Genomic DNA, 20,939 nt, shown 5'->3' on the forward strand with positions numbered 1-20,939 from the left:
GATTGAGTGTTTTCATGAGCGCAGTACCACGCCGCTGTCGTCTTCCCACCACACGTAGACTTGATCGTCCCAGGTCGGTCGCGCGCCACGGCGTTCGGCGTTGGCCATGAACGACTGCACGACCTTGCCGCCAGGCAGTTCCACGTAAAACACCGAGTGACCGCCGAGGTAGGCGATGTCATGCACCTTGCCGCTGGACCAGTTGTAGCGGGTATCCGGTTTGGTGGTGCTGACCAGCAGTTTTTCCGGGCGGATGGCGTAGGTGATCGACTTGTCCTGCACCGAGGTGCTGACGCCGTGGCCGACGTAAATCTTCTGCTCCAGGTCCGGGCTGTGAATGATCGCGTGACCTTCAAGGTCTTCCACAACCGTACCGTCGAAGGCGTTCACATTGCCGATGAACTCGCAGACCATGCGGCTGACCGGCGCCTCATAAATGTCCACCGGGCTGCCAATCTGCGCGATCCAGCCCAGGTGCATGATCGCAATGCGTTGGGCCATGGTCATGGCCTCTTCCTGATCGTGGGTCACCATCACGCAGGTGACGCCGACGCGCTCGATGATCTCAACCAATTCCAGTTGCATCTGCGAGCGCAGCTTTTTATCCAGCGCGCCCATCGGTTCATCGAGCAGCAACAGCTTCGGACGTTTGGCCAGGGAGCGAGCCAAGGCCACACGCTGACGCTGACCGCCGGACAGTTGATGCGGTTTGCGCTTGGCGTATTGGGTCATGTGCACCAGTCGCAGCATCTCTTCAACGCGGGCGTCGATTTCGCTGGAGGACAGGCGATCCTGCTTCAAGCCGAAGGCGATGTTCTGCGCCACCGTCATGTGCGGGAACAGCGCGTAGGACTGGAACATCATGTTGATCGGCCGTTCGTACGGCGGCATGTCGGTGATGTCGACACCGTCGAGCAGAATCCGCCCTTCGGTCGGGCGCTCGAAGCCTGCGAGCATGCGCAGCAGGGTCGATTTACCGGAACCGGAACCGCCGAGCAGGGCGAAGATTTCCCCTTGATGGATCTCAAGCGAGACATCGTCCACCGCGGTGGTTTCGTCGAATTTCTTGGTGACGCGGTCGACTTTCACCAGCACCTTTTTCGGTGACTGGTGACCTTCAAGAGCCTTCCTGTAGATGCTGGAGGCGTTTGCCATGTGAAACTCCCAACAGGTTTCAGTCGTCGGGCCAACGCGGCCTGACTTAATAGTTGATTGCAAGCCTGGGCTGTACGACGCCAGTCAATTCAACGGTGATCCCCTGTGGGAGCGAACTGTGGCGAGGGGATTTATCCCCGTTGGGTGGCGCAGCCGCCCCAAAATCTTGGGCCTGCTTCGCAGTCCAGCGGGGATAAATCCCCTCGCCACAGCCCGCTCCCACCCTGGGATTTGCGTTTGACTCACTGGCATCGCCCGGCCTGGGCTTATTCGGCGCCGCCGTCCTGGCTGCCTGGTGGTACTTGTTGTTATCGCGTTTGTTGTTGTCGTGAGGGACTGGCGCGCAAAGGCACGCCCGCCAGCCTCACGGGGGCAGTAAATTGATTAATCGAGTGTTAAGTCAGCGCTTATTACGTAACGCCGCCCGTCGCCGGCACGCGTCGCCAAACGCCTGGAAAATACTCAAGTAGGGCGGATTCGAAAGCACCTGCCATTCCGGGTGCCATTGCACGCCAACGGCGAAGGTCGGGCTGTGCTCCACCGAGATCGCCTCGATCAAACCGTCCGGCGCAATCGCTTCGGCACGCAGGCCGGGCGCCAGTCGGTCGATGCCTTGGCTGTGAATCGAATTGACCTGGAACACCTGCGGCAAATCCAGCGCCTCGAACACGCCACCCCGTTGCACGTTGACCGCATGAGCCGGTGCGTACTGCACCGCCAGGTCCGGATGATTCGCTTCCCGGTGATCCAGCATTCCGGGGAGTTCGTGGACCTTCTGATGCAGGCTGCCCCCAAACGCCACGTTCATTTCCTGAAAGCCCCGGCAGATGCCGAGCACCGGAACGCCCGCCGCAATGGCCGCACGCAATAAGGGGAGGGTGGTGGCGTCCCGCGCCGGATCGTGATCCGTGCCGGGGGCGCTGTCGGGGCCTTGATAGTGGAAAGGTTCCACATTCGAGGGTGAGCCGGTCAGCAGCAGACCATCGAGCTGCGCGAGCAGGTCATCGATTTCGGTCTGATCGCCTAAGGAAGGAATGACAACCGGCAGCCCCAAAGCCGCGACGCTGACAGCACGCAAGTACTTGTCGCCGCTGACATGGTAGGGGTGCAGGCCAATCTGTTTGACGCACGCAGTAACGCCGATCAATGGCTTGAGTGCCATTTTTATCACCTCGAAGTTTCACACTTGAACGAGCTTTTCCGGAGCTTAGCCTTGTTGATTTTAATTAACAACTCTCATGTAAAAAATTCTAAACGCCGCACGTCCGATCTTCAGGGTTTACACGGTGCGCAAGACTGATCTGGCACTCTCGTGCCCCAAAAAGGCCAGAAAATAAAGGTTGAAAGGCCAAGTGTTCGCTATTGACTTCACTTTGCCGTTCGGGTTGACTGGGCTCGCAACAAGGTAGTGAACATAATAATTAACAGCTAATAGGTGCATCATGTCGGTCCCTCTGCGTACCGTTCAACTCAACGAAGCAAACGCATTCCTTAAGAAATATCCTGAGGTTTTGTACGTCGACCTTCTGATTGCGGATATGAACGGTGTGGTGCGCGGCAAGCGCATCGAGCGCACCAGTCTTCATAAGGTTTACGAAAAAGGCATTAACCTCCCGGCGTCGCTGTTTGCTCTGGACATCAACGGCTCTACGGTGGAAAGCACCGGCCTGGGTCTGGACATCGGCGACTCAGACCGAATCTGCTTCCCCATCCCTGATACGCTCAGCATCGAGCCCTGGCAGAAGCGCCCGACCGCGCAACTGTTAATGACCATGCACGAACTCGAAGGCCAGCCGTTCTTCGCTGACCCTCGTGAAGTGCTGCGTCAAGTCGTGAGCAAGTTCGATGCAATGGGCCTGACCATTTGCGCCGCGTTCGAACTCGAGTTCTACCTGATCGACCAGGACAACGTGAACGGTCGTCCGCAATCGCCACGCTCGCCGGTCTCCGGCAAACGTCCTATGTCGACTCAGGTGTATTTGATCGATGACCTCGACGAATACGTCGATTGCCTGCAAGACATCCTCGAAGGCGCGAAAGAGCAGGGCATTCCTGCCGACGCCATCGTCAAGGAAAGCGCCCCGGCGCAGTTCGAAGTGAACCTGCACCACGTCAACGACCCGATCAAGGCCTGCGACTACGCGGTGTTGCTCAAGCGTCTGGTGAAGAACATCGCCTACGACCACGAGATGGACACCACGTTTATGGCCAAGCCGTATCCGGGCCAGGCGGGCAATGGTTTGCACGTGCACATTTCGATTCTCGACAAAGAAGGCAACAACATCTTTGCCAGCGAGGATCCCGAGCAGAACGCCGCACTGCGTCACGCGATCGGCGGTGTGCTCGAGACCCTGCCGGCGCAGATGGCGTTCCTGTGCCCGAACGTCAACTCGTACCGTCGTTTCGGCGCGCAGTTCTATGTACCGAACTCGCCGAGCTGGGGCATCGACAACCGTACCGTGGCGGTACGTGTGCCGACCGGTTCGCCGGATTCCGTGCGCATCGAACACCGCGTAGCGGGCGCCGACGCTAACCCGTACTTGCTGATGGCGTCGGTCCTGGCCGGTATTCACCACGGCCTGGCCAACGAAATCGAGCCGGGCGCACCGGTCGAAGGCAACAGCTACGAGCAGAACGAGCAGAGCCTGCCGAACAACCTGCGTGATGCACTGCGCGAACTGGACGACAGCGAAGTCATGGCCCGTTACATCGACCCGATGTACATCGACGTGTTCGTGGCGTGCAAGGAAAGCGAGCTGGCCGAGTTCGAAAACTCCATCTCGGACCTTGAGTACAACTGGTACTTGCACACGGTTTGATGGGTATCGACACATCTTTGATGACGGGTGATTAACCCTGTAGGAGCTGCCGAAGGCTGCGATCTTTTGATCTTGATCTTCGGCAGCTTCATGGACGTCAAAAAACAAGATCAAAAGATCGCAGCCTTCGGCAGCTCCTACAGGGCGCCAGGCTGACGATCAATTATTCCTCTGCGTCGAGTCACAACCATGACAAACACTCGCAGCGACTGGGAGCAACGCTTCCAGTCCTTAACACTCGAAGGCCGCGCATTCATCGACGGCCAATACTGCCCGGCACTCAGCGGCGACACCTTTGAATGCATGAGCCCGGTCGACGGTCGCTTCCTGGCCAGCGTCGCCAGCACCGACGAAGCCGATGCCAATGCGGCAGTCGCCGTCGCGCGCCGCACCTTTGAATCCGGCATCTGGGCGCGGTTGGCACCCGCAGAGCGCAAGCGCATTTTGATTCGCTTTGCGGACTTGATCCTGGCCAACCAAGAAGAGCTGGCGTTGCTCGAAACCCTCGACATGGGCAAACCGATCAGCGACTCGATGAACATCGACATCCCGGCGACCGCCAACGCGATCCGCTGGAGCGCCGAAGCCATCGACAAGATCTACGATGAAGTCGCCGCCACACCCCACGACCAACTCGGCCTCATCACTCGCGAACCTGCCGGTGTTGTCGCCGCCATCGTGCCGTGGAACTTCCCGCTGATCATGGCCAGCTGGAAGTTCGCCCCAGCCCTCGCGGCCGGCAACTCGTTCATCCTCAAGCCTTCGGAAAAATCGCCACTGACCGCCATCCGCATCGCCCAACTGGCGCTGGATGCCGGCATCCCGAAAGGCGTGTTCAACGTCCTGCCGGGCTACGGTCACACCGTCGGCAAGGCGCTGGCGTTGCACATGGACGTCGACGTGCTGGCCTTCACCGGCTCGACCGCGATTGCCAAGCAACTGCTGATCTATTCCGGGCAAAGCAACATGAAACGCGTCTGGCTCGAAGCAGGGGGGAAGAGCCCGAACGTGGTGTTCGCCGACGCGCCGGATTTGCGCGCGGCAGCACAAGCGGCGGCCGGTGCCATTGCCTTCAACCAGGGCGAAGTCTGCACCGCCGGTTCGCGCTTGCTGGTGGAGCGTTCGATTCGCGAGCAGTTCATCCCACTGCTGGTGGAAGCGCTGCAAGCCTGGAAACCGGGGCACGCCCTCGATCCAGAAACCACCGTCGGCGCGGTCGTCGATCAGCGTCAACTGGACAACGTGCTGCGCTACATCCAGGTCGGCAAAGACCAGGGCGCGCAACTGATCGCCGGCGGCAGCCGCACCCTCGAAGCCACCGGTGGCCTGTACGTGGAACCGGCGATTTTCGACGGCGTGACCAACGCCATGACCATCGCCCGGGAAGAAATCTTCGGCCCGGTGCTGTCGCTGATCACCTTCGACACCGAGGAAGAAGCGCTGGCCATCGCCAACGACAGCATCTTCGGCCTGGCGGCAGGCGTGTGGACCAGCAATCTGAGCAAGGCCCACACCTTCGCTCGTGGCTTGCGCGCCGGCAGCGTCTGGGTCAACCAGTACGACGGCGGCGACATGACCGCGCCGTTCGGCGGGTACAAGCAGTCGGGTAACGGTCGGGACAAATCGCTGCACGCGTTCGACAAATACACCGAACTCAAAGCGACCTGGATCAAGCTCTAACACCTTTACAACGGCGGCCGCCGGCACATGCCAGCGGCCATCGGAGAAACCTATGAAACAGACACATGTAAACAGCTACTACGCCGCCACCCGCAACTTCACCGGCGACTTCCCGGTGCTTGAAGAACTGGTGGAATGCGACGTCTGCGTGATCGGAGCCGGCTACACCGGTTTGTCCTCGGCCCTGTTCCTCGCCGAAGCCGGCTACAGCGTGACCGTGCTCGAAGCCGCCAAAGTCGGTTTCGGCGCCAGCGGTCGCAACGGCGGCCAACTGGTCAACTCCTACAGCCGCGACGTCGATGTCATCGAAGAACGCTACGGCGACAAAACCGCTGAAGTTCTCGGCAGCATGATTTTCGAAGGCGCCGACATCATCCGTCAGCGTATACAACACTACGACATCCAGTGCGACTACCGTCCTGGCGGCATCTTCGCTGCGCTGAACAAAAAGCAACTCAAAGGCCTGGCCGAGCAGAAAAGCAGCTGGGAACGCTACGGCAACAAGAACCTGAAAATGCTCGACGCGGCGGACATCAAGCGCGAAGTGGGTTGCGACAACTACGTCGGCGGCCTGCTCGACATGCAGGGCGGCCACATCCACCCGCTGAACCTGGCCCTCGGCGAAGCCTCGGCCATCATCGGCCTGGGCGGCAAAATCTACGAACAGTCGGCGGCGGTGGAAATCACCTACGGCGAACCGATCACCGTGCGCACCGCCAAAGGCGTGGTCCGCGCCAAGTACCTGCTGATTGCCGGCAACGCCTACCTGCCGCAAGACCTCGACAACCGCGTCACGCGCAAAAGCATGCCCTGCGGCTCGCAAATCGTCGTCACCGAACCGTTGTCCGAAAAGGTTGCCCGCAGCCTGATCAAAAACAACTACTGCGTCGAAGACTGCAACTACCTGCTCGACTACTACCGCCTCACCGCCGACAACCGCTTGCTGTACGGCGGCGGCGTGGTCTACGGCGCCCGCGAACCAGACGACATCGAGCAACTGATCAAGCCGAAAATCCTCAAAACCTTCCCTCAACTCAAGGACGTGAAAATCGACTACCGCTGGACCGGCAACTTCCTGCTGACCATGTCACGCATGCCGCAATTCGGCCGCATCGAGAAAAACGCCTACTACATGCAAGGCTACAGCGGCCACGGCGTCACCTGCTCGCACCTGGCCGGCAAACTGATCTCGGAAATGATCCGCGGCGACGCCGAACGCTTCGATGCTTTCGCATCGTTGCCGCACATGCCCATGATCGGCGGCCGAACCTTCCAGGCCCCACTCACCGCCATGGGCGCCGCGTATTACGCGTTGCGTGACCGATTCGGCATCTAAGCGACACAATCCCTGTGGGAGCGATTTTGCTCGCGATGACGGCGGCACAGTCAACATTGATGTCGCCTGACACACCGCCATCGCGAGCAAGCTCACCCCCACAGAGATCCATGGCATACACAAAATCTGTGACCAACCAGAACCAAACTGTGGGAGCGAGCCTGCTCGCGATGAGGCCATACCAATCACTATCAATCCCAACTGACACACAGTAATCGCACCTGCATTTCTCATGGCCAAACCACCCGACTTCAGGTCAAAACAACCTTTTTACCCAACCATTTATCGAACCTGCTGAGCAACACCACCAAACGTGATTTAATACCCGCCTTTCAAATTTCCGGGACAGGGAAGCGGTATCTTCGCGGCCAAAAGTCGCCCGCCATCCACCCCCATAACCCTTAAGTATTCTTCGCATAAGGCTGTCATGGACACGGGCTCACGACTCAAATTAGTACGCGAAAGCTACAAACTGTCCCAGCGCGAGCTGGCCCGGCGTAGCGGCGTCACCAATGCCACCATCTCCCTGATCGAACAAAATCGCGTCAGTCCCTCCGTCAGCTCCCTGAAAAAACTGCTCGAAGGCATCCCCATGTCCTTGGCGGACTTCTTTACCTTTGATCAGCCGCCGCGTGAGCACCAATACGTGTTCCGCGCCAATGAACAGCCGGATCTCGGGCGGCATGGGCTGCGGTTGCTGCTGATTGGCGCTTCGGTGCCGAGTCGGCAGATGCGGCTGTTGCGCGAGCAGTACGCGCCTGGGGCGAGCTCGGGGGAAGAGCCGATTGTGCACTCGGAAGGGGAGGAGTGCGGGTTGGTTACTCGGGGGACGGTTGAGTTGACGGTTGATGGGCAGATCAGTGTGTTGAATGCCGGGGATGGGTATTACTTTCCGACGACGCTGCCGCATCGGTTTCGGAATATTGGGGCGGATGAGGCGGAGATTATTAGTGCGAATACGCCGGCTAACTTCTGATAGCGATGAACTCTGGCATCGTTCCAACTTGATTTTCCTCGAATGATAAAAGTCCGATTCCCGTTCAGGTTTCGGACTTTTTATTTTTGCGACGCTCTAAAAACATCTTTATTACTCAGCTAAATCTGCAAGCTTCCCATTCTGAAGACCCTCTATAGGCTGGTTTTTTGGTGAGTTGCTTCTGGATCGTTGGGAAAAATACGTAAGATAAAAAGAAATGGCGTGTAGGGCTCTTCGGATCGTCGCTCGTTTAGGGTGTTTGTTAGAGTGAGCAATAGTAATGACATGGTTATAATTTTGGATGCATGCGCTGATTGTATCGAAGCTCAAAAACTATCAGACTGTCTGAGGGGGTAATAATGCGATTGCGGGTTTTCTTTACCGTTTTAATTTCGGATTTACTAGCTGTTATGCTTTCGATGTTTTATGCGGCATTACTTACGTGGTTAATAGACAGAGTGGTCCCTTTAAGCGGGGTTTATTATTGGTTGGTGCTAGGTGTTTTTTTTATTTTTTTGTTGTTTGTTAACTTTTATTACTGTTCTCCTAGTTATATTGATGTTTCACTTGGGCGGGATCTTAATCCCGAAAGAGACTCTGCTTGGGTTGCGTATTTTGGCGCTTTTATCGGTTCTTTGTTCTGGGCGGCCGTTATCGTTCTACAAATTGATCAAGCATTTTCGCTGCAAGGCAATCTTTCGTTTGTCGTTAGTGCGGCCATTTTTATGTTGGTTTTTGCCTGCTTATGCATTTATATAATGAGACTGCGTCGAAGGAAGTGATGTGCTTGATGATGTGGTTCATTCTAAAGCTGTTTCTTCTGCTATGTTTTTTATTGTGATTGTATCGATCAATGCTTCAAAGGCCAGTGCCAGTTTTCCCATTTGTCTGTACGCTCGTTCATAGTTGATAGGGTCTTTCCTGAAAAGTTCAAGCGTATCAGTTTTACGCACTAAACTCATTACGCCGAAAGCTGATAATCCTAAGTCCACAGAGTAATAGATAGTGTTTCCGGTTTTAGTGTTTTTGGCTAGATGTTGATATGTTCTTCTAACTGGCCCTACTGTGCCGGGTGCGTCAGGTCCGTTGTATATATTTCCTGCGCTTTCATAAATATTATTAGCGCCATGCGCAATGTAGGTTAACCCACTGGCTAATTTAATACCTCTTGAGTTTCCGAGTGATGAAGCTCCGGTTTGAACTTGAATGGCTCCCGCTAAAATACCAACGCCATTTTGAGTGTAAAACAGTGCTTTTGACGATAACTCGGCATACTCCTCTCTGATCTCTTGCAAACCCTGTCGCGCGCTGATCAAGCCTTCATCAACCGCTTGGATAATCTCGTTAGCATAAGATGAAATGATCGAGCTGAATTGAAGCTGCAAAAAACTATCGTACAGCTGCGTAGCACCGATAGTGCACCCGAACGCCACAAGATCGGACGCAGCTTTAGTCACGTCGTGAATGTCACAGGAATCATCATTCATCCTCAATCCCCCACGTACTGTAAGCACACGTTCCCGCCTGAACGTGCGTCCAAGTGATATCGCGATATCGGATGGATACCATCTCTTGAGATTCTGCGTCATTCATATATATGGCATGAGGAACCTGAAGGTTGATATGCGCGATTTTCGCCCCTGTGAGTTGTATTTTATAGTATTTATCTTGGCCGCCCGCCGGGGATGTTCTATAGAAAAAGATAGTGCACTCAATTTCTTCCCTTTCATGGAGCGCACTAGCCAATAATGGTGAAGATTTATCGATATTCTTCGTAATCATGATAGGCAGATGTTTGCCGCGACCACCTGAAACTCCACCGTCATTGCCCGTAATCATGTTGTGCGAATACGCCAAAATCATGATCTCGTCTTTATGAGCGATTTGACATTTATTCCCTATAGATTCCACGCCGGAGCACCCGGCGGAAATTAAACCCTGGCGTTTGCCGGTGATTCTCATGTATCCGTGATTAGCCATGCGGGGTACATCCTGTCTTCTGATTGCTTCATTTCGAGCGTATCAGACGCACTATCGACAGCATTTCGATGTGGCAAATTTTTCAATTAAGTTAAGACTCGTCTTACAGCTCATGAAGAAATTAGTGATGGAAGAAACCTACAGGCGCAATTTTTTACCTTTGATCAGCTCCTGCGTGAAAATCAATATGCTTTCCGAGCATTAGCAGCCCAATGCTGACGTCGTGGGCTGTGATTGCTGCATGAGAGTAAACGCTGGACGAGTCGGAGGAGGTGCCGTTTATGCTTGCGGGTGGGGCACGGCGAGGTTTCGTTTGACGTAATTGGAGGGCATTTTTTCCTTCAGCATTTGTGGGCTTATCGAAAAATAGCTGCATTGGCACATTAGTTCGTTGTGACGGTGATGATCGTCGTTCATGATCAATCTTTTTCCGTGGACCCACGGAAACCCATTTCCCATCGTTTTCAGCCCCGATCACGTTTCAAGAGAGACCTCATGAGTTCAGGGATTAGTCAAAAGCTGCAGGGTAGCCGCAAGGAACTGCTCGATATCGGCCTTCGCAACACCATGCTGAACTTCCGCGCGTCAGCCAAGACGTTGGCTGTGGTGGATGAGCTTTCAGAGTCAGTGTTCCACCTGCTTTATCGGCAGGAGAAGACCATGAGCTTTTCGCCAATGGCACGCCAGAAGTTGGCGGCTTTAGCGAAAACCAGTCAGATCGAGGGGGAAGACGCTCAGGACGCTGCGACTGATGAGTTGCTGTTGCATGAACTCGACGGCTTGGGCGAGTCGGGTTTTGTCGACGATGAGCTGGACGAGTCTGGTCGAGCGCGTCGGCATACGGATACTCGCCTGCAGACAGCAATTGATGAGGAGCGCCTTTTCCTGCAGCTGTTGAGGATTCACAGTGAGGCACGAGCCTTTATCGAGGAGCAAGGCGTTAACACCCTGTTTCTGGCACTGGGCTTCCTTCATTGGTACGAAGCGGACAGCTCAGAGAACCTTCGCAAGGCTCCCCTAATGTTATTGCCGGTGACCCTTGAACGCAGCGGCGCAAAGGATGCCTTCAAGCTGAAGTATTCCGGTGATGAGTTAATGCCTAACTTGTCTTTGATCGCCAAGCTCAAGACCGATTTCGGTCTCGACCTTGCGGCCTGTGAGTTCAGTGAGGACCGCTTCGATGCTACGGAGGGTAGTCTTGACAGCTTTTATGCCGAAGTTACGGACCTGATAAGCAAGCAACCCCGCTGGAAGGTTTCAACCAACGAGGCTGCCCTCGGATTCTTTTCCTTCGGTAAGTTCCTGATGTTCAAGGACCTGGACCCGAAGAGTTGGCCGCAAGACCAGCAGCCTGACGCCCACCCAGTAATCAACCGGCTCCTGGGTCCGGGGTTCGGTGACCATCATCCCGCCTATGCCGAAGATGTGAATATCGACTCGGTGCTCCAACCTGGGGAAGTGCGATTCGTCAAAGATGCAGACAGTAGCCAGACTGAAGCGATTCTCGAAGTGCGAGAGGGCGCCAATCTGGTTATCCAGGGGCCACCGGGTACCGGTAAGTCGCAGACCATCACGAACATCATCGCGGAACTGATTGCCCAGAAAAAAACCGTGTTGTTCGTGGCCGAAAAAATGGCCGCACTTGAAGTGGTTAAACGTCGACTCGATGAATGTCACTTGGGCGATGCAGTACTTGAGTTGCACAGCCATAAGTCGACTAAAACGTCGGTGCTCAAAGAACTCGGACGTACGCTTGAACAAGGCCGGCCACTGACCAAGGTGGGCGAGGATGATTTGGCCAACCTGGCGGAACTGCAAGGCAATTTGAACCGTTATTGCTCCGCAGTGAGTGCGCCTGTGGGTGCCAGCGGCATGGACTTTGTCGAGGTGCTGGGGCGATACCTCAAACTCAAGCGCAGCTACGGTGTGTTGCCTACGATTGCTTTCGCGCCAATGGCGTCATGGACTCAGGCTGATCAGCTGAAGCGCCGCGAACTGGTCGAAGAATTAACACTTCATCTCAAGGAAATGGGCCGCCCGGACCAAAATCCGTTCTGGGGAAGCAAACGAACTTTTTTCTCTCCCATTGAACAGAACAATGCGCACGATGCGTTACAACAAGCAAGTTCGCACTTAGCCGCTTTGGACGCTGCCGCCAAGGCGCTGTCGATTCGACTGATGCTGACTCAGCCCGCCACTCTCGCGGACGTTGCTGTCATCTGCCGCGCCGCAAGGCGGGCGGCCGAAGCGCCTCGTTTGCAAGGTGTAGAGCTGAGTACGGGAGACTGGCAGCTGCGCCGCGATGCCATTCGTGAATTGCTTGATGCTGGCCAGCGCATGAGCATGTGCAAAGCCAACCATGGCGCTCAGTTGATCGAGGCCGCGTGGGAGCAGGATCTGTTGGAAGTTCGGCAGAACCTGCTGGCCTACGGTGACAAATGGTGGAAGGTATTTTCGGGGCGCTATCGTGCGGCCAAAGCTCGTTTGCAAGGGCTTGCACAGGGTGCGCTGCCTGGCAGCAATGCCGAACAACTTAGTTTGGTCGATTCGGTTCTGACCTATCAACAAAGCCAGAAGGTTTATAACCAGCACGAGGGGCTGGGCAGTGCCCTATTCGGTGCTCAATGGCAGCGTCAGCAGTCCGACTGGGCGGTACTCGAGCGCGTTAGTGCCTGGGTTGTCCAGCTCTACGAAGACCTCGGTAATGGCCATGTACCACAAGGAATCATTGCGTTTCTCGCCGGGCACACGGACGCTAGTGGGCTTGGGGAAACGGTCAGTGACATCGAGGAGCACCTCGCTGGCTTTGATCAGGCATTGCTAGCTGGGCTGGAAGTCATCGGCATGCACGATGACAACGCCCAAACGCTGCGCAACTTGGATCTGTCTGCCTTGGGCACACGCTTGCAGCTGTGGCAGGCCAGCCTGAGCGCGCTTTACCAAATGGCTCGGCTCAATGTGCTGTCGGGCGAAATGCATCAGGCCCAACTGGACGAGTTGTTGAACATCGCCCTGCGCAGTGACACGCCCGATCAGATACCCGCCATCCTAGACTTTTCCTGGTATTCGGGGCTTGTGCAAAAGGCCTATGCCGAAAAACCAGCACTACAGCAATTTGACCGCATCAAACACGAACATCAGATCGCCAGGTTCAAAGCACTTGATGCTGCTTCGTTGAATCATGCTCAAACATATTTGGCGCGTCAGGTATGGGAGCACATGCCCAATGTGAACCAACCGGGTGAAATGGCAACGCTGCGTGCAGAGCTGAATAAGAAGCGCCGGCACATTCCGATACGCCAGCTGATCGACAAGGCTGGTCGCGCGATTCAGCAAATCAAGCCGGTATTCATGATGAGCCCTATGTCAATCGCCAACTTTTTGCCTCCAGGCAAGCTGGCATTTGACGTGGTGGTGTTCGACGAAGCTTCTCAAGTCAAGGCTGTCGATGCGTTTGGCGCGATATTGCGCGGCAAACAAGTGGTGGTAGTGGGTGACACTCGGCAGATGCCACCTAGCGATTTGTTCAGCCGCGACATCGCGCCTGATGACGAGAACGACGCCACCGCAGATATCGAAAGCATCCTCAGTCTGTTCAAGGCGGCGGGTAGCCAGGAACGCTACCTGCGCTGGCACTACCGCAGCCGGCACGAATCACTTATCGCTGTCTCCAACGTCGAGTTCTACGACAGCAAGCTGGTGGTATTTCCCTCGGCTGGCCAGCATCTCCATGCCAAGGGTGTGAGCTTCGATTATCTGCCCCACGCACTGTATGACCGTGGTCGCACTCGAACCAACAAGGATGAAGCCAAAGCGGTCGCCCATGCGGTGATGAAACATGCGTTAGAGACGCCGGAACTTTCCTTGGGGGTAGCCGCTTTTAGTGTCCCTCAGCGGGATTTGATCAACGTTGAGGTCGAGTTATTGCGGCGTAAGACACCTCAGGCCGAAGAGTTTTTCACCGCACAGGGCAGCGAGCCGTTCTTCGTAAAAAACCTTGAGAACATTCAAGGAGATGAGCGCGACGTGATCTTCATCAGCATTAGTTATGGCCGAAATGAATCCGGCCGTATCGCCCGTGAATTTGGTCCGCTCAATAAAGATGGCGGGCATCGTCGGCTTAACGTTTTGATCACGCGGGCCAAACTGGCGATGCGGGTATTTTGTAACTTCCGTGGTGATGAGCTGGACATTGATGCCACAGCCAAGCACGGCGTACGGGCCTTGAAAAACTTCCTTAAGTACGCGGAAACGGGTGAACTTGAAGTGGCCAAGGAAACCGGCAAAGCTACGGACTCGCCCTTTGAGGACGAGGTTATCCGGGCCTTGCGTGATCTTGACTACCAGGTAGAGCCGCAAGTCGGCACCGCTGGTTACTTCATTGACCTCGCAGTGAGAGACCCCGAATTCCCAGGCCGTTACGTGCTGGCCGTTGAATGCGATGGCGCCGCCTATCACAGCTCGCGCTCTGCGCGTGATCGCGATCGGTTGCGTCAAGGTGTGCTTGAGGGCCTGGGATGGAATTTCCATCGTATCTGGAGTACCGATTGGTTCCGTAATCCCAAGCAAGAAATTAGCCGCACAGTGGCAGCGATCGAGGCGGCGCGCGAACGCATAGCCAACCGTCGTAACGTCCCGGTTGCAGAGACTTTGATCGAGCCCCTGCATGAAATCCTCCGTGATGAAAGTGTTGATGAAGTCGAGCCGGTCGCCAGTCCGCGTTATGAGAAAGCGCGGCTCGCTGCAGTAACCAACCAAGTGGAACTGCATCAACATCAACCTGAACATCTGCTGCAACTGATCCGAACAGTTGTTGATGTTGAATCTCCAGTGCATTCGGTCGAGGTTACTCGACGTCTCATGGATGCATTCGGGGTGACGCGGCAAGGTTCAAGAATCACCGCCGCTGTTGAGCATGCGATTGGTATGGGCGTTAAACAGAGGCACTTCTTGCGTCGTGGCGAGTTTCTTCACTTGACCGAAGGTCGCCCCGTTGTCATCCGCAGCCGAGCACATTGGGAGTCCACCGAGCGCAAGTTGGAGTGGGTCGCACCTGAAGAGCTCGACCAGGCCCTGATAGAAATCATCATCTCGGGATTTTCCATGAGTCATGACGATTCGATCTCTGGAGCTTTGAGATTACTGGGCTTTGGTCGTTCCACTGCCAAAGTGACAGCGCTACTGGAAGAGAGAATCAAGCAATTAATCAGTGATAGGCGGTTGGAGTTGAGAGAGGGTCGATTGGTGGCGTGCGTCTGATGAGAAATGCTGTTGCGACGGGGCGAGCACTGAAAAATGGACAGGATGGCTTGAATAATCTTTTTTTAAAGAGCGCTCCTGAGTAACTCTGAGCAAACGGAAGTAATAAAAAACCTGGTCACTTCCCCTTGGGCACATCAAACCCTCGCTGCTCAATAACCCGAAACACATCGCTTACATCCTGGACCATGATCCGGGCGATGTTGGTGACGGTGTTGATGTCGTTTTCGGCGTAGTCGGGGAGGCTCTTGCAGGCCATGAGGTGTAGATATTTGAGGACGGCGTTGAGGCGTTCGCTGACGCAGTTGTGGAGTTCGCGTAGTGGGGCGTCGCTGTCGATGAGGAGGACGGGGTAGTCGGTGGCGAATTGGGACATGGGGGTGAAGCGGCGAGGCGGGAGCGGAGCTTTCATGGTGTAAATCCTCACAAGAGAAGAATTGCCACCTTTTCTGCTGCGAAACACATTGGGTGGCAGCTGTGTGCGGGTTCGCAGACCGGGGGATTTACACCAGTTCCGGCAGACCCGTAAGTCTCCCGCACACAACCGCCATAAAACACGATGCAGTCGAAGTCGGCTGCATCATGCCTGACAGTGCTTTGGTGTCAATCTCGAGGGCTGCGAAACCCTATCGCTAACTGCGGTCAGCGACGGGTCGAATATAGGCGGCCATTTTGATGCTCACAACCGGGCTGTAGGACGGTTGGGCGCTTGTTGTGACAAGGCTGAATGCCACTGTTTTCGGGCTTGTCGCGGTGATTCGGGCCGTGTGGAGTGCCTTGGGAAATGGGGTGCAGGTTTTGGGGCCGCTTCGCGACCCAACGGGGATAAATCCCCTCGCCACAAAGGGTAAATTCCTACACGATTTTCGGACGTCAGGTTTATGAAAATCGACTGCTCAGAAACGACAAAGCCCCGAATCTTCGGGGCTTTGTTCTTTGAGATTGTGCAGTTCCAAAATTCTTACCGCACAGCATCCAACGTCATTGTCTGGCCTGCGGTGAATGCGGGTTGGGATCGGTGTGTTTCGGTCCTGCCAGTGCCCACGCTATCAGCCCGAATAGCGGTACAAACACGATTACCACCATCCATACGAGTTTGTTGCTGGATTTGCCTTCGGCTTTTCGCACTTTGTTGATTGCCCATAACTCGACCAGCACAAGTATTGCGGCGAGTACGATCCAGATGGTTTCGGTTTGCATTGGTCACCTCCTGATAGTCATTCAGTTAGGTGAGCGGTGATGGGCGGGGTTCATTAAATTTCGGGGTTTCTTGCGAGCTTAAGATCAAAAGATCGCAGCCTCGTTTCACTCGACAGCTCCTACAAGGGTGATGGCGATGGCAAGGGTGGCTTGCTGGCGATGGCGTTTTTGAGGACGTCTTCGCCGGCAAGCCTGGCTCCTACAGGGTTTGTGGTGCGCTTCGGTTATAGGCTGTTGGCGAGTTTTCCGGTTGAGAGGCGACGCTTGTAGGCGGTGTCGCGGTTGGCTAGCCAGTAGTAGAGCGGGGAGGTGATCAGCAGGCCTACCAGCCAGGACAAGTCTGCCCCATTGATGTGCTCCGAAATCGGCCCGACATACAGCGGCGTGTTCATAAACGGAATCTGCACCACAATCCCGATTGCATAAGCCAACAGCGCCTGCGGGTTGTACCGGCCATAAATCCCGCCATCGACTTTGAAGATCGAACCGATGTCGTACTGACCTTTGTGAATGGCGTAAAAGTCGATCAGGTTGATCGCGGTCCACGGCACCAGCACCACGAGCAGCACCAGCACCATGTCGACGAAGTGGCCGATGAAGTTGGCGGAGGCGCCGACGGCGGCGAAGCAGCAGGCGGCGAGGACGATGATTGAGAGGACGGCGCGGCTTTTGGCGGTCGGGATCCAGCGGTAGGCGAAGGTTTGGATCAGGGTGATCAGCGACAGTACGGCGCCGTAGAGGTTGAGGGCGTTGTGGCTGATGACGCTGAGCAGGAACAGCACGAGCATCAACGGGCCGATGGAGCCGGTGGCGAGTTTGACGGCGTCCATGGTGTCCATGCCCACGGGTGTGGCGAGGACGGCGACGGCGCCGAAGATGAACGAGAGGCTGGAGCCGAGCACGGTGCCCAGGTAAGTGGTCCAGAATGTTGCGGCTACAGGCACGTTGGCCGGCAGGTAACGCGAGTAGTCGGAGACGTAGGGCGCGAAGGCGATCTGCCAGAGGGCGGCGAGGGAGACGGTGGCGAGCCAGCCGGAGATGTTGAAGCTGCCGCGGGTGAGGAAGTCGGCGGTCTGCACGTGGGTGAAGATGTAGCCGAAGCCCAGCACGATACCGGCGCCGAGTACCCAGGTGCCGATGCGGTTGAGCACGTGGATGAAGCGGTAGCCGATGATGCCGATGATGCCCGAACCAAGGGCGCCGATGACGATGCCGACCGGCACCGGCACGCTGTCGATCACGCCGTGCAGGGATTTGCCGGCGAGGACGATGTTGGAGGCGAAGAAGCCGATGTACATGATGCCGGCGATCAGCACCACCAACAGTGCGCCGAGCGAGCCGAACTGGGCGCGGCTCTGGATCATTTGCGGAATGCCCATCTGCGGACCTTGCGCCGAGTGCAGCGCCATCAGCACGCCGCCGACCAGATGGCCAACGAGGATGGCGACGATGCCCCACACCAGGTTCAGGTGGAACATTTGCACGCCGAGGGCGCCGGTGACGATGGGCAACGGCGCGATATTGCCGCCGAACCAGAGGGTGAACAGGTCTCTGGTTTTTCCGTGGCGATCTTCGGGCGGCACGTAGCCGATGGTGTGTTTTTCGATGAGCGGGGCGGAGGTTGTTGCTGCGGTAACCATGACGGACTCCAAGGCAAAAGTGAGTACGTGGACGTACTTCGGTGAGCGCCGCGCGGGGGCGACGCTTTTCTTGTTGGAGTTGATGATGTGCGGTGGGGAGTGAGAGATAAATTAGTAGTTTTGTTGGTATAGACGTTAAAAAAACTAGGTCGGTGGGTAGCCGAAAAACCTGTGGGAGCGAGCTTGCTCGCGATAGCGGTAGGGCAGTCAAAATTGATTTGTCTGACAGAGCGCCATCGCGAGCAAGCTCGCTCCCACAGGGGTTTTGGGGTGTTCGAATTCCTTCGCGATTCAGGTCTTGCAGGAGAGTTAAAACACCACGCAACGTGTAGCAGCTGGCGAAGCCTGCGTTCGGCTGCGAAGCAGTCGCAACATCCGACGACTCGGTACCTCAGGAAAACCGTGGACGCAGGGTTTACGACTGCTGCGCAGCCGAATGCAGGCTTCGCCAGCTGCTATAGGGATTGGGTTAACAGATCGATTGCAGCATTCGTTGCAGCATGGCGTCGCAGGCGGTGAGTTGTTCGAGGCTGACGAATTCGTCGGGTTTATGGCCTTGATCCATGCTGCCGGGGCCGCACACCACTGTGGGAATTCCTGCAGCGTCGAATAGACCGCCCTCGGTTCCGAAGGCGACGGTGCCAAATTCTCGAGAGCCTGAGAATGCAGCAATCAACTCAGCCGCTTCACTCTGCGCATCGGTCGCCAATCCGGGATACGCCGACAACTCGCTGAAGCGAATTTCGCTCTGTTCACTCACAGCACGCATGCGCGGCAAGACCTGCTGTTCGGCATAGGCCTTCAGCTCCTGCGCAACCTCACTCGGATCATGTGAGGGCAGGGCGCGGATTTCGAAGTCGAAACGGCAATCGGCGGGGACGATGTTCAAGGCCTTGCCGCCGGAAATGACGCCGGTTTGCACCGTACTGAAGGGCGGATCGAAACGCGTGTCGTGATGCTCGGGCGTTTTGAGCCGGTTGCCAATCCGCCCCAGTTCACCGATCAGTTCGGCGGCGAATTCAATCGCATTGACCCCAAGCGGCGCGTACGCCGAATGGCACGCTTCACCGTGAATATCACAGCGCATCGCCAGCTTGCCTTTATGGCCGAGCACCGGTTTCAGCTCGGTCGGCTCGCCAATGATGCAGAGCATCGGTTTGACCGGGCGCTTTTCCAATTCCGACAGCAACGAACGCACACCAAGGCAGCCGACTTCCTCATCATAGGAAAGCGCGATGTGCACCGGCAGCCGCAGCGTGGCTTTCACCAGCGACGGGACCAGGGCGAGCACGCAGGCGATGTAGCCTTTCATGTCCGCGGTGCCGCGACCGTACAACTTGCCGTCGCGCTCGGTGAGTTCGAACGGCGCAACGGTCCACGGCTGGCCGTCGACGGGCACCACGTCGGTGTGCCCCGACAGCACGATGCCCGGCCGGTTCGTCGGGCCAATGGTTGCGAACAAATTGGCCTTGCTGCGTGGCTCGTTGTAGACCAGCTCGCAAGGCACATCGAAGTGGGCGAGGTAGTCGCGGACGAACTCGATGAGATGCAGGTTTGATTCGCGGCTCGTGGTGTCGAACGCCACCAACGTTTTCAGCAAATCGCGGCTGTTGCTCATCGGTCGTCTCCGGCGACACCGTAGCCAGGGGATTTGTCGGGGGCCAGGGCGCGGTCGATGTAGTCCTGAACCTGTGGGCGATAGGCGTCCCAGAGTTTCTCAAGCTGACCGATTGGGTCGTGATCCGCCCAATCCACCCGCAGGTTGATGATCGGCCAGGTCAACTCGCCGACGACCACCACCGCCGCCGAATGCACCGGCCCGGCTTCGCCACCCGCCGCGATGGCCGCTTTCATGGCCGCGAGCAAGCGGTCGGTCAGTTGGCCTTCGCCATGCTCGAACGCCTCGACCATGGCCTCGATCACTGATCGGTCCGCCAGCATGTTGCCGGCAGCGACGCATTGATCGCCGGACACGGCGTTGTGGTTGCCCAGGGTTTGCGAGCCGCTGAAATGCGCGGTGCGGCCGAGATGGTCGATTGCTGTGATCTGCCGGTATTGGCTGTAGCCGTTGCGGGTCAGGACTTTGTCCAGTGCCTCGGCCGGTGTAAGGCCTTGTTCCATGAGGGCAAGGACTTCGGGGCCGAGGGAGGGCAGGGTGATGTTTTGTGTGGAGACGGCGCCGACGCCCGGCAGCAGCCAGGGGCAGCGTGCGCCGACGGCGATGCTTGAGGAACTGATCGCAATGCCGAACTGACCGGTTTCGGGGCAACGTGCTGCGATGGAGAAGGTCATGGTTTTTGCTCCTTGTTTTGCCTTGGCGAAGTGGGTGTCTGGGCGGGCGCCTTCGCGAGCAGGCTCGCTCCCACATTTGATCTGTGTCGCTTACACATTTTGTGTTCGCTGAAGATCCCCTGTGGGAGCGAGCCTGCTCGCGAAGGCCGCGACTCGGTCTACTTCCTTACTCAGGAATCACCGCAATCACATCAATCTCCATCAACCACTGCGGCTGCCCCAGCGCCGACACCACCAATCCGGTCGAGATCGGAAACACCCCTTTGAGCCACTTGCCCACTTCCTGATACACCGGCTCGCGATACCGCGGATCGATCAGGTAGGTGGTGGTTTTCACGATGTGGCTGAGGTCGCTGCCGGACTCTTCCAGCAACTGTTTGACGTTGCGCATGGCTTGCTCGGTTTGCGCTCGCGGATCACCGAGGCCCACCAGGTTGCCTTCGAAGTCAGTGCCGACCTGACCGCGAACATACACGGTGTTGCCGGCCCGGACGGCCTGGCACAGATCGTTGTCCAGGCTCTGGTTCGGGTAGGTTTCTTTGGTGTTGAACATGCGAATGCGGGTATGGGTTGGCGTGGACATTTGAAGCTCCTAAAGAAAA

The 20,939-nt window shown here is 56.5% G+C and carries 16 protein-coding genes; 6 read left to right on the forward strand and 10 right to left on the reverse strand.

All coding sequences use genetic code 11. From position 1 onward, the window contains the following. Window positions 1-12: 12 nt before the first annotated feature. Together potA and ACA059_RS13625 are read right to left on the reverse strand one after the other, a co-directional pair. Entirely contained in the window at window positions 13-1,155 is a 1,143-nt protein-coding gene (gene potA, locus ACA059_RS13620; protein ID WP_497634277.1) for a polyamine ABC transporter ATP-binding protein, read from the reverse strand. A 400-nt stretch (window positions 1,156-1,555) separates the two neighbouring features. Beyond that, window positions 1,556-2,317: a gamma-glutamyl-gamma-aminobutyrate hydrolase family protein gene (locus ACA059_RS13625; protein WP_497634279.1), complete on the reverse strand. Its 762-nt coding sequence runs from the start codon at window positions 2,315-2,317 to the stop codon at window positions 1,556-1,558. 280 nt (window positions 2,318-2,597) lie between these two features. On the opposite strand from ACA059_RS13625, the gene ACA059_RS13630 reads away from it, so the two are divergent. From ACA059_RS13630 to ACA059_RS13650, 5 genes are all read left to right on the forward strand, one after another. Continuing rightward, window positions 2,598-3,974: a glutamine synthetase family protein gene (locus tag ACA059_RS13630; protein ID WP_497634281.1), complete on the forward strand. Its 1,377-nt coding sequence runs from the start codon at window positions 2,598-2,600 to the stop codon at window positions 3,972-3,974. Window positions 3,975-4,163: 189 nt separating this feature from the next. After that, a complete protein-coding gene (locus ACA059_RS13635) occupies window positions 4,164-5,654 on the forward strand; it encodes an aldehyde dehydrogenase (protein WP_497634283.1) in 1,491 nt (496 codons plus the stop codon). A gap of 52 nt (window positions 5,655-5,706) precedes the next feature. Then, window positions 5,707-6,990, forward strand: coding sequence for an NAD(P)/FAD-dependent oxidoreductase (locus ACA059_RS13640; protein ID WP_497634284.1), 1,284 nt, complete (start codon window positions 5,707-5,709; stop codon window positions 6,988-6,990). A gap of 427 nt (window positions 6,991-7,417) precedes the next feature. Beyond that, window positions 7,418-7,966, forward strand: coding sequence for a cupin domain-containing protein (locus ACA059_RS13645; RefSeq protein ID WP_007895886.1), 549 nt, complete (start codon window positions 7,418-7,420; stop codon window positions 7,964-7,966). A gap of 359 nt (window positions 7,967-8,325) precedes the next feature. Next, the gene (locus ACA059_RS13650; protein WP_497634285.1) at window positions 8,326-8,748 is read left to right on the forward strand and encodes a hypothetical protein; all 423 of its coding nucleotides are present in this window, start codon (window positions 8,326-8,328) and stop codon (window positions 8,746-8,748) included. An 18-nt stretch (window positions 8,749-8,766) separates the two neighbouring features. On the opposite strand, the gene ACA059_RS13655 is transcribed toward ACA059_RS13650, so the two are convergent. Together ACA059_RS13655 and ACA059_RS13660 are read right to left on the reverse strand one after the other, a co-directional pair. Continuing rightward, window positions 8,767-9,453 carry a DUF4225 domain-containing protein gene (locus tag ACA059_RS13655; RefSeq protein WP_497634286.1) on the reverse strand — a complete coding sequence of 229 codons (687 nt, stop codon included), beginning with the start codon at window positions 9,451-9,453 and terminating at the stop codon, window positions 8,767-8,769. Then, window positions 9,446-9,946 (reverse strand): Hcp family type VI secretion system effector, encoded by a 501-nt coding sequence (locus ACA059_RS13660; RefSeq protein WP_497634288.1) that lies wholly within the window; start codon window positions 9,944-9,946, stop codon window positions 9,446-9,448. Before ACA059_RS13660 ends, ACA059_RS13655 begins: the two co-directional genes overlap by 8 nt. A 495-nt stretch (window positions 9,947-10,441) precedes the next feature. Between ACA059_RS13660 and ACA059_RS13665 the strand changes: the two genes are divergently transcribed. After that, window positions 10,442-15,205: a DUF3320 domain-containing protein gene (locus ACA059_RS13665; RefSeq protein WP_497634289.1), complete on the forward strand. Its 4,764-nt coding sequence runs from the start codon at window positions 10,442-10,444 to the stop codon at window positions 15,203-15,205. A 118-nt stretch (window positions 15,206-15,323) separates the two neighbouring features. Here the strand turns inward: ACA059_RS13665 and ACA059_RS13670 are convergent, their stop codons facing one another. The 6 genes from ACA059_RS13670 to ACA059_RS13695 form a co-directional block, all read right to left on the reverse strand. After that, complete coding sequence (locus ACA059_RS13670; protein WP_497634290.1) at window positions 15,324-15,617, reverse strand: fructose-bisphosphate aldolase; 294 nt, start codon at window positions 15,615-15,617, stop codon at window positions 15,324-15,326. 569 nt (window positions 15,618-16,186) lie between these two features. After that, window positions 16,187-16,405 (reverse strand): PLD nuclease N-terminal domain-containing protein, encoded by a 219-nt coding sequence (locus ACA059_RS13675; RefSeq protein WP_282482392.1) that lies wholly within the window; start codon window positions 16,403-16,405, stop codon window positions 16,187-16,189. Between the two features lie 224 nt (window positions 16,406-16,629). Further along, the gene (locus ACA059_RS13680) at window positions 16,630-18,045 is read right to left on the reverse strand and encodes a purine-cytosine permease family protein (RefSeq protein ID WP_497634291.1); all 1,416 of its coding nucleotides are present in this window, start codon (window positions 18,043-18,045) and stop codon (window positions 16,630-16,632) included. 469 nt (window positions 18,046-18,514) lie between these two features. Further along, window positions 18,515-19,663, reverse strand: a complete 1,149-nt coding sequence (argE, locus tag ACA059_RS13685; RefSeq protein ID WP_497634293.1) for an acetylornithine deacetylase — start codon at window positions 19,661-19,663, stop codon at window positions 18,515-18,517. After that, entirely contained in the window at window positions 19,660-20,337 is a 678-nt protein-coding gene (locus ACA059_RS13690; protein WP_497634294.1) for a DUF1028 domain-containing protein, read from the reverse strand. Before ACA059_RS13690 ends, argE begins: the two co-directional genes overlap by 4 nt. A 166-nt stretch (window positions 20,338-20,503) precedes the next feature. Continuing rightward, on the reverse strand, window positions 20,504-20,920 hold the full coding sequence (locus tag ACA059_RS13695) for a RidA family protein (RefSeq protein WP_497634296.1): 417 nt from the start codon (window positions 20,918-20,920) through the stop codon (window positions 20,504-20,506). Between the last annotated feature and the right edge of the window lie 19 nt (window positions 20,921-20,939).

It is taken from the genome of Pseudomonas sp. LBUM1647, assembly GCF_059716175.1.

Coding starts and splice junctions, on each gene's coding strand:
- ACA059_RS13625 (WP_497634279.1), bottom strand. CDS start 2,317: ATGGCACTCAAGCCATTGATCGGCGTTACTGCGTGCGTCAAACAGATT.
- ACA059_RS13690 (WP_497634294.1), bottom strand. CDS start 20,337: ATGACCTTCTCCATCGCAGCACGTTGCCCCGAAACCGGTCAGTTCGGC.
- ACA059_RS13675 (WP_282482392.1), bottom strand. CDS start 16,405: ATGCAAACCGAAACCATCTGGATCGTACTCGCCGCAATACTTGTGCTG.
- ACA059_RS13640 (WP_497634284.1), top strand. CDS start 5,707: ATGAAACAGACACATGTAAACAGCTACTACGCCGCCACCCGCAACTTC.
- ACA059_RS13645 (WP_007895886.1), top strand. CDS start 7,418: ATGGACACGGGCTCACGACTCAAATTAGTACGCGAAAGCTACAAACTG.
- ACA059_RS13635 (WP_497634283.1), top strand. CDS start 4,164: ATGACAAACACTCGCAGCGACTGGGAGCAACGCTTCCAGTCCTTAACA.
- ACA059_RS13655 (WP_497634286.1), bottom strand. CDS start 9,453: ATGAATGATGATTCCTGTGACATTCACGACGTGACTAAAGCTGCGTCC.
- ACA059_RS13650 (WP_497634285.1), top strand. CDS start 8,326: ATGCGATTGCGGGTTTTCTTTACCGTTTTAATTTCGGATTTACTAGCT.
- ACA059_RS13680 (WP_497634291.1), bottom strand. CDS start 18,045: ATGGTTACCGCAGCAACAACCTCCGCCCCGCTCATCGAAAAACACACC.
- ACA059_RS13630 (WP_497634281.1), top strand. CDS start 2,598: ATGTCGGTCCCTCTGCGTACCGTTCAACTCAACGAAGCAAACGCATTC.
- potA (WP_497634277.1), bottom strand. CDS start 1,155: ATGGCAAACGCCTCCAGCATCTACAGGAAGGCTCTTGAAGGTCACCAG.
- ACA059_RS13665 (WP_497634289.1), top strand. CDS start 10,442: ATGAGTTCAGGGATTAGTCAAAAGCTGCAGGGTAGCCGCAAGGAACTG.
- ACA059_RS13670 (WP_497634290.1), bottom strand. CDS start 15,617: ATGAAAGCTCCGCTCCCGCCTCGCCGCTTCACCCCCATGTCCCAATTC.
- ACA059_RS13695 (WP_497634296.1), bottom strand. CDS start 20,920: ATGTCCACGCCAACCCATACCCGCATTCGCATGTTCAACACCAAAGAA.
- argE (WP_497634293.1), bottom strand. CDS start 19,663: ATGAGCAACAGCCGCGATTTGCTGAAAACGTTGGTGGCGTTCGACACC.
- ACA059_RS13660 (WP_497634288.1), bottom strand. CDS start 9,946: ATGGCTAATCACGGATACATGAGAATCACCGGCAAACGCCAGGGTTTA.